Annotated in this window: 11 protein-coding genes; 4 read left to right on the forward strand and 7 right to left on the reverse strand. The window is 68.0% G+C overall.

Annotated features, from left to right (window positions below; genetic code table 11):
• Positions 1 to 36: 36 nt before the first annotated feature.
• Both ACFU5O_RS31560 and ACFU5O_RS31565 read right to left on the reverse strand, forming a co-directional pair.
• On the reverse strand, positions 37 to 231 hold the full coding sequence (locus ACFU5O_RS31560) for a ferredoxin (RefSeq protein ID WP_384245640.1): 195 nt from the start codon (positions 229 to 231) through the stop codon (positions 37 to 39).
• A 15-nt stretch (positions 232 to 246) separates the two neighbouring features.
• On the reverse strand, positions 247 to 1482 hold the full coding sequence (locus tag ACFU5O_RS31565; RefSeq protein ID WP_384245641.1) for a cytochrome P450: 1236 nt from the start codon (positions 1480 to 1482) through the stop codon (positions 247 to 249).
• 306 nt (positions 1483 to 1788) lie between these two features.
• On the opposite strand from ACFU5O_RS31565, the gene ACFU5O_RS31570 reads away from it, so the two are divergent.
• The 3 genes from ACFU5O_RS31570 to ACFU5O_RS31580 all read left to right on the forward strand — a co-directional run bounded on the left by ACFU5O_RS31570 (position 1789) and on the right by ACFU5O_RS31580 (position 6276).
• Positions 1789 to 2544, forward strand: a complete 756-nt coding sequence (locus ACFU5O_RS31570) for a TetR/AcrR family transcriptional regulator (protein ID WP_384245643.1) — start codon at positions 1789 to 1791, stop codon at positions 2542 to 2544.
• A gap of 551 nt (positions 2545 to 3095) precedes the next feature.
• Entirely contained in the window at positions 3096 to 5222 is a 2127-nt protein-coding gene (locus ACFU5O_RS31575) for an MMPL family transporter (RefSeq protein WP_384245644.1), read from the forward strand.
• A gap of 307 nt (positions 5223 to 5529) precedes the next feature.
• A complete protein-coding gene (locus tag ACFU5O_RS31580) occupies positions 5530 to 6276 on the forward strand; it encodes a TylF/MycF/NovP-related O-methyltransferase (protein WP_384245645.1) in 747 nt (248 codons plus the stop codon).
• A gap of 98 nt (positions 6277 to 6374) precedes the next feature.
• Here the strand turns inward: ACFU5O_RS31580 and ACFU5O_RS31585 are convergent, their stop codons facing one another.
• Together ACFU5O_RS31585 and ACFU5O_RS31590 are read right to left on the reverse strand one after the other, a co-directional pair.
• Positions 6375 to 7106 (reverse strand): ABC transporter permease, encoded by a 732-nt coding sequence (locus ACFU5O_RS31585; RefSeq protein ID WP_384245731.1) that lies wholly within the window; start codon positions 7104 to 7106, stop codon positions 6375 to 6377.
• A 52-nt stretch (positions 7107 to 7158) separates the two neighbouring features.
• Positions 7159 to 8136, reverse strand: a complete 978-nt coding sequence (locus ACFU5O_RS31590) for an ATP-binding cassette domain-containing protein (protein ID WP_384245647.1) — start codon at positions 8134 to 8136, stop codon at positions 7159 to 7161.
• 252 nt (positions 8137 to 8388) lie between these two features.
• Here ACFU5O_RS31590 and ACFU5O_RS31595 point away from each other — a divergent pair, with 252 nt between their 5' ends.
• On the forward strand, positions 8389 to 8658 hold the full coding sequence (locus ACFU5O_RS31595) for a hypothetical protein (protein ID WP_384245648.1): 270 nt from the start codon (positions 8389 to 8391) through the stop codon (positions 8656 to 8658).
• Positions 8659 to 8778: 120 nt separating this feature from the next.
• On the opposite strand, the gene ACFU5O_RS31600 is transcribed toward ACFU5O_RS31595, so the two are convergent.
• From ACFU5O_RS31600 to ACFU5O_RS31610, 3 genes are all read right to left on the reverse strand, one after another.
• The gene (locus tag ACFU5O_RS31600) at positions 8779 to 9543 is read right to left on the reverse strand and encodes a thioesterase II family protein (protein WP_384245649.1); all 765 of its coding nucleotides are present in this window, start codon (positions 9541 to 9543) and stop codon (positions 8779 to 8781) included.
• A 112-nt stretch (positions 9544 to 9655) separates the two neighbouring features.
• The gene (locus tag ACFU5O_RS31605) at positions 9656 to 10942 is read right to left on the reverse strand and encodes an LLM class flavin-dependent oxidoreductase (protein ID WP_384245650.1); all 1287 of its coding nucleotides are present in this window, start codon (positions 10940 to 10942) and stop codon (positions 9656 to 9658) included.
• Positions 10943 to 11053: 111 nt separating this feature from the next.
• Positions 11054 to 11734 (reverse strand): flavin reductase family protein, encoded by a 681-nt coding sequence (locus ACFU5O_RS31610; protein ID WP_384245651.1) that lies wholly within the window; start codon positions 11732 to 11734, stop codon positions 11054 to 11056.
• Positions 11735 to 11761 lie beyond the last annotated feature (27 nt).

An 11761-nucleotide genomic window follows, 5' to 3' on the forward strand; every position in this document is an offset into this window, starting at 1 on the left:
AAACCCACGCCCGGCCCCCGATGGGCGCGACGTGGTTCATTCGTCGTCGACGGAAATCGCGTTGACGGGACAGTTCGCGAAAGCGGTCAGCGTCGCGGCGCGCATTTCCTCGTCCGGCTCATCGGTGACCAGGAGTACTCGACCGTCGGCATGCTGGTCGAACACCCCCTGCGCGAAGAAGACGCAGTTTCCCGATCCGACACACACGTCCCGGTCGACCGAGATGCGCATCTCCCTCGCCCTGCCTCACCAAGTGACGGGCAGCTCGTGAAGCCCGTACGCGTGCGCATCGAACATGTAGGGAAGTTCGTCGACGGGCGCCGCCAGGCGAAGTCCCGGAATTCGGGTGAACAACGTGCGGAACACCACTTCCAGTTGCATCCGCGCGAGGTTCGCGCCGGGGCACATGTGGTTTCCGTAGCTGAAAGCCATATGGCCCTCGACCGCGCGATGGATGTCGAACCGGTGCGGCTCCGGATACTGCGCGGGGTCCCAGTTGGCGGCGCCGTTGAGCGCGAGTATTCCTTCGCCGTCACGAATGGTCTCCCCGCCGGCCAGCTCGATGTCCCGGGTGGCCACCCGCACGGTCGCCGAGTCAAGGATGCTGAGGAAGCGCAGCAGTTCCTCGATGGCGCCGGGCAGCAGCGAGGGGTCGTTGCGGATCTCGGCCAGTTGCTCCGGGTGCTCGAGCAGCACGACCGTGCCCAGGGAGATCACATTGGCCGTGGTGTCCGAACCGGCGATCACCAGCAGACGGGCGATGGCCACCAGATCGTCGTGCTCGAGTGTGGGTTCTTCCGGCAGCTTGGCGGCGATCCTGCTGAGCAGGTCGTCGCCGGGCTCACGCGTCTTCTCGGTGATCAGCTCGTCGAGGAACTCGTCCATCTCGGCGATCGCGCCGGCGACCGCTTCCAGGCTGGAGTCACGGCCGGTCGTGGTCTCGGCGTAGCGCCGGAAGTAGCCGATGTGCTCCGGGTCCGCCCCCATCAGCTCGCAGAACTGCAGGGACGGCACCGGCACGGCGAGCTCCGCGACCAGGTCGAGCGGTCCGCCCCCGGCCAGCATGGCGTCGATCCGTGCGTCGACGATGGCCTGCGTGCGCGGCCGCAGGTCGGCGATCCGCTTGGCGGTGAACTCGGGGATCACCATCCGGCGGCGCACGGTGTGCTCCGGTGGATCCATCGCTGCGAACGGGAAGGCGATGTAGGGCAGCATTTCTTCCGGCACCTGGAACTGATGGGGGTAGCCGGGGTTGCGGGCATTCGAGCTCATTGCGGGATCGCCCAATACGTCGCGCACATCCGCGTACCGGGTGAGCGCCCACGCGGGCTTTCCGGTCATGCGATTGACGACCTTGGCCACCGGTTCCCCGGCGCGCATGTTCTCGTATTCCTGAGGAACCGAGAGCGGGCACTTCCTGCGGTCGAGCGGGAACACCGGGAGCGGTCCTTCGGTGCTGCCGGACTCGGCGTGCTCGGTCATGACCAAGGTGTCCTCTCTACGATTGAGGCTCGATACAAGCGCGCGCCGGACACCCGGTCAGCCGGGAACCTCCCCCTAACGTCGGCCGGCAACCCCTACCCCGGCGGGGCGGGCCTGTTGGGGTCTCCCCTACAGCAGGCGGTCGAGCCGTTCTCGGCCAAAGACCTCGTGCATGGTTGGCATGTCACGCCGGCGCCGTGACCTCCGGTTACGGGACAACCCTTCGCAGACAACGTTCGGGCGACCACCTACACTGAACGAAATGACCAGCTCTGACCCTGGCTGGGCTCAAAGGAAGTGGAGTCGATGGACGCAAGCAGGGAGCCCGCCCTACCGAGCTACCTCGGCGAGGCGTGGGGGTTGCGTGAGAGACCGAGCAAGGGACCGAAGCGCGGCCTGAGCCTCCCGCGGATCGTCGACGCCGCCGTGGCGATCGCTGCCTCGGAGGGGCTGTCGGCCGTCTCGATGAGCCGCGTGGCGGCCGACCTCGGCGCCTCGACCATGGCTCTCTACCGCTATCTGACATCGAAGGACGAACTGCTTCTTCTGATGATGGACGCGATCTACCAGACTCCTCCCTCGCCGCCTGCGGCCGCCGACGAGGGGTGGCGCGAGGGTCTGTCGCGCTGGGCCTGGGAGCAGCACACCATCCTGCGCAAGCACACATGGGCACTGCGCATTCCGATCACGGGGCCGCCCGTCACACCGAATCAGATCATCTGGCTCGAGCGAGGACTGCAGTGCCTGAGCGACACCCCGCTGGCTGAGGGCGACAAGCTCTCGGTGATCATGCTGCTGAGCGGTTACACCAGGAGCGAGGCCACCATCTCGGCCGATGTCGAGGCGACGTTCATGGCGAAGGCCCCGGACGAGCGCGCGGCCATGGTCTCGTACGGCCAGCTCATCCGCAGACTGACCGGCCCCGACCGCTTCCCCGCACTCAACAAGGTGATCGACGCCGGGGTGCTGGACGAGCCGGCCGGTCCTGACGACGAGTTCGTGTTCGGCCTTGAACGCATTCTCGACGGCGTCGGTGTGCTCATCGACCAGCCGCGGGACTGATCTCCCCCGCCGGCGACCATGGACCGGTCGTCGCGACGACTTTCAGAGAGGGCTTCAGAGAGGGCAGAGCCCGTCGGCATCACGCCCGACGGGCTCTTCGACGGCCCGGCACCTTCCGTGCCCCCTCAGCCGCAACTCCCCCACCTTCGGGGCACGTTCACGGTAGTGACTTCTACGGCCGCCGGGTGCCCGCACGACCGGCACCATCCCCGACCGGTCCGGCCGGCCGGTGCGGGGCGTTGCTCGCCGCCGCCCACCGCCCTTGCCGCGCTCGCCCCGGTTACACGTTTCCGCAGGTCGCATGCCATTCCTCCGGTGCGGAAGCATTCACTCCCACACGCCCCGCAACACGCTTGACGGCCCTCGACGGCACTGCGTAGCATATACGCGTGCGCCGTACGCAGAAGCGTGAGCCCAAGAAGGCACGGCACAGGCAGAAGCGGGCCTTGAGCCCGCTCGTCATGTTGATGGTTCCGGTCGCGAGTGGTTGACCTCCCGGGCAGCTGTGCCCTGACAACGACGAATCGCCGGGCACGGAAAGGTACTTCACCATGAGTGATTCAACGGGCCTTCTTGCGAAGGTCCCGAGCGGCCGACGCTCCAAGTGGCTTCTCCTCCTCGGATGGTTAATCCTGGCGGGCCTGCTCGTTCCGGTCTTCGGCGGCCTGGAGGACTACGAGGACAGAAGCCCGTCGGGCTCGCTGCCGCGCGGCGCGGAATCCACCGCGGTCATGGCCGAGTTGGACAGGTACAGTTCGGCGCTGGACCAGATGCCCGCGGTCACCGTCTACACCCGCGAGAGCGGCATTCAGGACGCGGACCGCAAGAAGGCGGAGTCCGACCGCGCCGCGTTCGCCAAGCTGGTCGCGGGCGGCGAGAGCATCGCCCCGGCCACCCCGTCGAAGGACGGGAAAGCGCTGATGATGGTCGTCCCGCTGAACCGCGACGACGTCGAGATCGACTTCGCGGTCAAGGAGATGCGCACGACGGCCGGGAAAGGTGCACCCGCCGGTCTCGACATCGCCGTCGGCGGGCCGGGCGGCCTTCTGAACGACTACACCCAGGCGTTCGAAAATCTTGACGTGAACCTGATGATCGCGACCAGTTCGATCGTCATCGTCCTGCTTCTGCTGATCTACCGGAGCCCGTTCCTGTGGCTCCTGCCGTTGCTCTCGGTCGGTTTCGCCGGCGTACTGACCCAGGGTGTGGCCTACCTGCTCGCCAAGCACGCCGGTCTTCCCGTGAATCCGGCCAGTTCCAGCCTCCTGATGGTCCTGCTGTTCGGCGTCGGCACCGACTACGCCCTGCTGCTCATCGCCCGCTATCGCGAGGAGCTGCGCCGGCACGAGGACCGGCACGTGGCCATGGGGGTCGCGCTGCGGCGCTCGGGCCCGGCGATCCTGGCGTCCGCGGCGACCGTGGTGGTCGGTCTCGCCTGCCTGGCCCTGGCGGACATGCAGAGTTCACGCAGTCTGGGACTGGTCGGTGCCACCGGCGTTCTGTGCGCCTACATCGCCATGGTGACGATCCTGCCCGCGCTTCTGGTCATCGTCGGCCGCTGGGTCTTCTGGCCGTTCGTGCCGAAGGTGGGCCAGGAGGACCGGAGCACGTCCGGTATGTGGTCCCGGATCGGGAACGCCGTCGGGCGCCGACCCCGGTTGGTCTGGCTCGGCTGTCTTGTGGTGATCGGCGCCCTGGCCTTCAGTGCTCTGGACATGAACCTGGGGCTGCGGCAGTCCGATGTCTTCCAGAGCAAGCCCGAGTCCGTCTCCAGCCAGGAGAAGCTTGCCCGTCACTTCCCGTCCGGGGCGTCCGATCCTGCCGTCGTCATCGCGGACGCGGGGGCCAAGGATTCCGTCAGGGCGGCGCTCGCGAAGGTCGACCGGGCTCAGGTCGGCCAGGACTCACCCGGTCCGGACGGCCGCCGTGCTCTGATCGATGTCGTCCTCGAGGATCCGCCCGAGAGCGATGCGGCCAGGGACACGATCGAGGATCTGCGAACGGCCGTGCACGCCGTGCCGGGGGCCCACGCGATCGTCGGCGGGTCCACGGCCGAGACATTGGACATCGACCGGGCCCAGAGCCGCGACGTCCGGGTCGTCATCCCCGTGGTGCTGGGCGTGATCCTGCTCTTCCTGCTCATTCTGCTCCGGGCGGTGGTCGCTCCGCTCGTCCTGCTGTCGACCGTCGTCGTGTCCTACTTCGCCGCGTTGGGCGCGTCCAGCCTGCTGTTCGAGCACGTGTTCGGACATGCGGGCATCGCCTGGCAACTTCCGCTGGTCAGCTTTGTCTTCCTCGCGGCGCTGGGCGTCGACTACAACATCTTCCTCATGACCCGCGTACGGGAGGAGGCCGAGCTGCTCGGCCATGCGGAAGGCGTTCGGCGAGGTCTCTCCGTGACCGGCAGTGTGATCACATCGGCCGCCATCGTGCTGGCGGCGACCTTCGCGGTGTTCGCCTCGATGCCGGTCGTCGACATGGTCCAGTTCGGCCTCGTCGTCGCGGTCGGCGTGCTGCTGGACGCGTTCCTGGTCCGCACCCTGCTCGTGCCCGCGCTCTCCTTCGACATCGGGCGGGCAAGCTGGTGGCCGGGCGCGCTGTTCCGCCGACTCGGCAGGCAGCCCGCACCGGTTGTGCGGTCCGAGACGACTCCGCCCGATGTGACGGTGAGCCGCTGACCCCAGCCGGCCCCGGCCGGCACATCCTCTGCCCCTCCTCGGCCATCGGGCGCGGACATCCCGCGCCCGGTGGCCGTCGGCGTCGTTCGCAACGCCTATGCGCGTTCCTGCCACCGGCGCCGAGGTTAGGGGACAGCAGGGGGCCTCATCGAGGTCTCATCCGGATACGGTCCGCCCCGAGTGCGCCCGCGTTCACGGCGCTCCCGGCGGGGCGTCTCCCCACAGCCCCGCCCTGTCCGGTGCCATCCCGCGCCGGCCGACGCGCACGGCATCTCAGCGCCAACGACATCCGCTCGCAGGAGACGACATGACCGACACGAATGCCATGCTCTACCTGGAACTGCTGAAGAAGGTGCTCACCAACCGGATTCAGATGGACAACCCCACGGCGTGGCTGGCCGGCCCGGAAGACGAACCCGCCGCGAACGAGACGCAGCCGACCGCGTTCGCCGCCCACACCATGGTCAGCCCCGAGGGGCTGGACACGGTGCAGCACTGCGTCGAACAGGCCCTGGCGGACGGGGTGCCAGGGGATCTCATCGAGACCGGCGTCTGGCGCGGTGGCATGTGCGTCCTCATGCGGGCGGTCCTCAAGGCGCACGGGGTCGAGGACCGCCGCGTCTGGGTCGCCGATTCCTTCGAGGGCGTGCCAGAGGCGGGCGAGGACAGCCACCCGCTCGACCAGGAGATGGCACTGCACAACCTCAACACCGTACTCAGCGTGTCCGCGGACACCGTTCGCGCCATCTTCAAGTCGTACGATCTGCTGGACGAGCAGGTCGAGTTCCTCGAGGGCTGGTTCAGCGAGACCCTTCCGGCCGCGCCCATCGATTCGCTGGCCGTGTTCCGGCTGGACGGCGATCTGTACGAGTCGACGATGGACTCCCTGACGGCGCTCTACCCCAAGCTCTCCCCGGGCGGCTTCGTCATCATCGACGACTACAACATGGCCCCGTGCCGCACCGCGGTCCACGAGTACCGCGATGCCCACGGCATCAAGGAAGAGATCAAGCCCGCCGACAGCGTCGGGGTCTACTGGCGCAAGGAGCTCTGACACACCCGGTGGTCACGTCGATGACGTGACCACGACGGACATGGCAAGGGGCGGCCCGCAACGGGCCGCCCCTTGACCGGTTCACGCGGTGCGGCACGTCAGTCCGCGCGCCGCTGGAAGAAGACGGCGGCGAGCACCACCGAGACCACGAGGATGCCGCCGGACCAGAGCAGCCCGACCCAGGGGTGGTTGCCGACCGGTTGGTCGAGCAGATAGCCGCGAACGCTCTCGATGATGGCGGTCGACGGCTGGTTCCTCGCCACGCCCTGAAGCCAGCTGGGCAGCGTGTTGATCGGCACGAAAGCGCTGCTGACGTAGGGCAGGAACATCATGATGAAGGCGAAACTGGCCGCGGCGTCGGTGGACTTGGTGAGCAGACCGACGACTGCCGAGAGCCAGGACATGGCAAGGATGAACGTCACCAGGATGCCGGCCGCCGCGAGCCACTGGAGCAGATCGGCCTTCGGACGGAACCCGATGAGCAGCGCGACGCCGATCACGACGACCGTCGAGGCGATGTTCTTGATGATGCTGGCCGTCACGTGTCCGCCGAGCAGAGCCGCGCCACTGACGTCCATCGACCGGAAACGGTCGACGATGCCGGTGCTCATGTCGTTGGCGACACCGACACCGGTCTGGGCGGCTCCCCATGCCGTACACAGCAGGAGCACACCCGGAGCGACATAGGTGACGTAGTCGCCGCCGGTCTGGATCGCCCCGCCGAAGAGGTAGACGAACAGCACCATCATCATGATCGGCAGCATCAGGGACATGATGAGAGCGTCGACGTCACGGCTGGTCAGCCGGGTACAGCGACCGATCATGGTCATCAGGTTGGACCCGGTCCCCCGGGGCTGGGGCCCGGTTTCCAGGACGAGGCTCTCACTCACCGACGGTCTCCTTCACTCGTTCCGCCTCCGCGCTCGGGGCAGTGCGACCGGTAAGCGCCAGGAACACATCGTCCAGCGTGGCGCTGTGAACGTTGAACTTCGCCACCCGGCTGCGGTCGAGGTCCACCTCGTCGAGCAGGGCGCGGACCTCACCGGCCGACCCGTCCGTGGGCACCCCGACGGTCAGGAGGTTGGGGTCCTTCTCGACCACGCGGCTCCCGAGCAGGGCCAGCACGTCTTCGAAGGCCTGCCGGTCGGCAAGTTCGATGTCCAGGCGCTGGCCGGCGACCCGCTGCTTGAGCTCGTCGGGAGTGCCCTCGGCGACGACCCTGCCCCCGTCGAGCAGCGCGACACGGTCCGCGAGCCGGTCGGCCTCCTCGAGGTACTGCGTGGTGAGGAAGACGGTCAGGCCCTTGGCGGCCAGGTCCGCGATGACACCCCAGAGCGCCTGCCGGCTGCGCGGGTCGAGGCCGGTGGTCGGCTCGTCGAGGAACACGATCGACGGCGCGCCGACAAGGCTCGCCGCGAGGTCCAGCCGACGGGCCATACCGCCCGAGTAGGTGCCCAGTCGGCGGCCGCCCGCTTCGGTGAGGTCGAACCGCTCGAGCAGATAGGTCGCGCGCTCATGGGCCTGGGTGCGAGAAAGGCCGCACAGACGGGCCATCATGAAGAGGTTTTCCTCGCCCGTCTGATTCTTGTCGATCGCTGCCTGCTGACCGGTCAGCGAAATCCTCTGCCGTACCTTGCGGGCCTCCCGGGTGACGTCGAAGCCGGCGACTTTCGCCAGACCTCCGTCCAGGGAAGTGAGTGTCGACAGGATGCGGACCGTGGTTGTCTTTCCCGATCCATTCGGACCCAGCAGCGCGAACACGCTGCCCTTCCGAACGCCGATGTCGACACCTTGGAGCACCTGTACTTTGCCGTAGGACTTCACCAGTCCTTCGGCTTCGATCGCCAAATCGTGGGTCATACTCCGTCGCACTCCTTGCCGCCACCAGCTCGTCGAACAGGATCTGCGTGTACCATACGCTATAGAGCGTACAGCATACACAGTCAGGCGTCCAGCCACCTTCTGCGTCTCAACAGAGGGTTGTACAAAGGCCGTTCGGCAGGCCGAGCCCCGGTCGACCGGAACCGTGACCGAAGAGTTCGCCGAAGCAGTACTCGTCCTCACGCATTTCGAACACCGCTACTGCCGAATTTCTCGTCGGGGAGGGCATGGATGATTGTGCGCTGGACTTACGGAGTCGACGCGACGGTGAGTGCGGACGGCTGGCTGATTCTGCACTGCGGGAGAACCGCAAGGGTGTTTCAATACCCGCCGCCTTACACGGTCGCCTGGATCTCACTGCAGCGCCACGACGGCGACATCCACCTCGCCGCGGACGAGATCGCGTCCAGTTGGCGGGAGGACCAGGCCGAGATTCTCGTCGTCATCGAGAGGTGGCTGCAGGAGCTCCGCGTTGCCGGGCTGATCCACGAGGGCCGCTGACCGGACGCCTGCGAGGCCGGCGCCGGGTGTCCGGGCGTTTCCGGGCTTTCCGGGCTTTCCGGGAACGCTCTCGGCGGGATCGGGGGCGGACCGGTCCACGCCCCCGGCCCGGACCGTGGGCTAACGGGGTGTCACACTCCCCGTCAGCGCCGTCATCCGCTGCCGGATCAGCGCGATGACCTCAGCCGCGTGCGCGTTGAGATAGAAGTGGCCGCCCCGGAACACCTTCAGCTCGAAGGCGCCGGTGGTGTGCTCGTGCCATGCCTCGGCTTCTGCCACGGTGACCTGCGGATCCGCGTCCCCGGTCAGGGTGTGCACGGGACAGCGCAACGTGGCTCCCGGCCGCCACCGGTAGGTCTCGGCGGCCTTGTAGTCGCTGCGGAAGGCGGGCAGGATCATCCCGACCAGCTCCGGGTCCTGCAGCATCGACGGGTCGGTGCCCTCGAGTTTGACGATCTCGGCGAGCAGCTGCTCGTCATCGCCCAGGTGCACATGCTCGGCCCGCTGCCTGGAAGGTGCCCGGCGCCCCGACGCGAACAGCGCCAGCGGTGTCACGCCGCCCGCCTCGAGTCGCAGCGCGACCTCGAACGCGACGGTGGCACCGAGGCTGTGGCCGAACAGGGCGAGCGGCCGGTCCGTCCATGCCGCGAGCTGCTCGGCGATGGCGTCCGCCAGCAGGCCCACGTCCTCAAAGGCGGGCTCGGAGCGCCGTTCCTGCCTGCCGGGGTACTGCACCGCCAGCACGTCCACCACCGGCGACAGCGCCCGGGAGACGGGGAAGAAATAGGACGCCGAGCCACCTGCGTGAGCCAGACACACCAGCCGGGCGGGCGCATCCGGTGCCGGGTGGAAGCGCCGGATCCAGGCACCGTTGTCAACGGCCACCGACTGTCCTTTCGTCAAGAGTCGAACGAGTGTCACAACGCTTCCGGGACGCGGCAGGGGCGGCCGGTCCCGGAGGCGCGGGGGAACGAGGGCAGTGCGACCGGACGAGCGGTCAGTCGTCGTCCTCGTCGGCGTAGCCGGCCGCGGAGAGTTCGGGCGCGATGAAGAAGTCCGACACGTCCTCGGCCTTCCGCTCCACCCGGCCGAGGGCCTCCTTGACGGGCACGACCAGGCGCTCGGCCTTCTCGGCCTCCTTCTGCTCACGGCCTTCGACGAACTCCGGCATGACCTCGCGGGCGAACAGCTCGAGCGACTCACAGATGTGCTCGTGCTTGTTCTTGCCGATCTGCACCGAGAAGATGATCTGGTCGACGCCGACAGCCTCGTAGCGCCGGATGACGTCGCGGATCTGCTCCGGCGTGCCGATGCCCCGGCGCAGCATGCCGACCTGGTCCATCATCGCCTGCGCGACCTGCGACTGCACGTCCTCGTCGTTCGGGGCGACGGGTTCGCGGGTGAAGCCCAGGGACTCCTTGGCCGCCTGGAAGTCCGCCCAGATGTCCGTGACGCCAGGTCGGTGCTCACCGGTGACGTAGTAGTGCATCAGCGAGTACGAGAAGAAGTGCGCCGCTTCCAGGCCGCGGTCCAGGGCGACCTCCTCGTCCTCGTGGCACATGAACGGCAGCACCATCGCCACGTTGGCGTTCACGGCCCGCCCCACCGGCCTGCACTCCTCCGACGCCAGGGTGTCGTAGTAGGCCTCCACCCACTCACGGGCCTCTTCGGGGTTGACGAAGGAGAAGGCCAGCGCCCCCATGCCCTCACGGGCGGCGTCCTGGATGCTCTCGCGACGCGTGCACGCCCGCCACAGCGGCGGGTGCGGCTTCTGCTTGGGCTTCGGCACGATGTTGCGCGGCGGCAGATCCACCCATGTGCCCCGGTGACCCGTGAACGGGGTCTCGGTCATCATCCGGACGATGACCTCCAGCGCCTCGTGCCACTGGGTGTACTTGTCCTGCAGCTCGATACCGAAGGCGCCGACCTCCAACTGCGAACTGCCCTGGCCGGAACCGAAGTCCAGTCTGCCCCCGGAGATGAGGTCGAGCACGGCCAGCCGCTCGGCGACCCGCACCGGATGGTTGACCGCGGGCGGCAGGTGGACGATCCCGTGGGCGAGCCGGATGTTCTCCGTACGCGCCGCGGCGGCGGCCAGGAAGACCTCCGGCGCCGACGAGTGGGAGTACTCCTCGAAGAAGTGGTGCTCGGTCGCCCAGGCGTAGTCGAGCCCGAGCCGGTCGGCGAGCTCTATCTGCTCCAGCGCCTCGGTGAACAGTCTTTCCTCGCTGTCCGCCTCCCAGGGTCGCGGCAGCTGGTGATGATAGATCAGGCCGAATCGCATGACTTCCTCCGCAGGACGAGAACCGCAAGGGGGCTGCAGTCACCGACACTAGGACGCGATACCGGGTATCAGCCGGGGCCGACAGCGCACTGAGGGGGTCGGCCGACGGCTTCAGGGGGTGGGCGCTGACGCGCTAGGGGTGGGTGGGGCCGTTCGGCGGAAACCGGCCAGAAAGAACAGCAGGGGTTCGGCCTCGCCGTCGGCGATGTCCAGGTCCCGGACCCGGCCGACGGCGATCCTGTGGTCGCCGCCGGGATACACCGTCTCGATCGTGCAGTCGACCCATGCGAGCGCGCCCGCGAGCCGGGGTGATCCGGTGACCGGGCTGGGCCACCACTCCACGCCGGCGAACCTGTCGGCACCGGTGGCCGCGAACCTGCGGCACAGCGGCTCCTGCTCGGCATGGAGGATGTTGACGCAGAAGCGGCCCGCGCGCCGGATGCCCCGCCAGGACCGGGACAGGCGGGAGACGGAGAAGGACACCAGGGGCGGTTCGAGGGACAGTGACACGAACGACTGGCAGGCGAAACCGACCGGCGGCTGCCCGTTCTCCATCGCGGTGATGACGGTGATCCCGGTGCAGAAGTGACCGAGGACGTGCCGCAGGTGTGCGGGCTCCAGCGGCTTGCCGCCGAGCGGCATGTCGTCCCGTCGCCTCTTGTCAGGTCGCTCGTCCGGTCGCTCGTCCTCCGGCGACGTGTCTCCGGGCAACTTCTCCGCGAGCGGCTCCTCTTCGGGGTGCTTGTCTTCGAGCGGCTTGTCTTCCAGCGCCTGCTTCGTATGTGCCTGCATCACTGACCTGCTGTCAGTCGGTGGCCG

This window comes from Streptomyces sp. NPDC057445 (assembly GCF_042802855.1).
Classification (GTDB): Bacteria; Actinomycetota; Actinomycetes; order Streptomycetales; family Streptomycetaceae; genus Streptomyces.

What these genes read in the sequence shown, in the direction of transcription:
- ACFU5O_RS31575 (WP_384245644.1), top strand. Translation starts at nt 3,096, where the DNA reads ATGAGTGATTCAACGGGCCTTCTTGCGAAGGTCCCGAGCGGCCGACGC.
- ACFU5O_RS31595 (WP_384245648.1), top strand. Translation starts at nt 8,389, where the DNA reads ATGATTGTGCGCTGGACTTACGGAGTCGACGCGACGGTGAGTGCGGAC.
- ACFU5O_RS31590 (WP_384245647.1), bottom strand. Translation starts at nt 8,136, where the DNA reads ATGACCCACGATTTGGCGATCGAAGCCGAAGGACTGGTGAAGTCCTAC.
- ACFU5O_RS31610 (WP_384245651.1), bottom strand. Translation starts at nt 11,734, where the DNA reads ATGCAGGCACATACGAAGCAGGCGCTGGAAGACAAGCCGCTCGAAGAC.
- ACFU5O_RS31565 (WP_384245641.1), bottom strand. Translation starts at nt 1,482, where the DNA reads ATGACCGAGCACGCCGAGTCCGGCAGCACCGAAGGACCGCTCCCGGTG.
- ACFU5O_RS31560 (WP_384245640.1), bottom strand. Translation starts at nt 231, where the DNA reads ATGCGCATCTCGGTCGACCGGGACGTGTGTGTCGGATCGGGAAACTGC.
- ACFU5O_RS31580 (WP_384245645.1), top strand. Translation starts at nt 5,530, where the DNA reads ATGACCGACACGAATGCCATGCTCTACCTGGAACTGCTGAAGAAGGTG.
- ACFU5O_RS31570 (WP_384245643.1), top strand. Translation starts at nt 1,789, where the DNA reads ATGGACGCAAGCAGGGAGCCCGCCCTACCGAGCTACCTCGGCGAGGCG.
- ACFU5O_RS31585 (WP_384245731.1), bottom strand. Translation starts at nt 7,106, where the DNA reads ATGACCATGATCGGTCGCTGTACCCGGCTGACCAGCCGTGACGTCGAC.
- ACFU5O_RS31605 (WP_384245650.1), bottom strand. Translation starts at nt 10,942, where the DNA reads ATGCGATTCGGCCTGATCTATCATCACCAGCTGCCGCGACCCTGGGAG.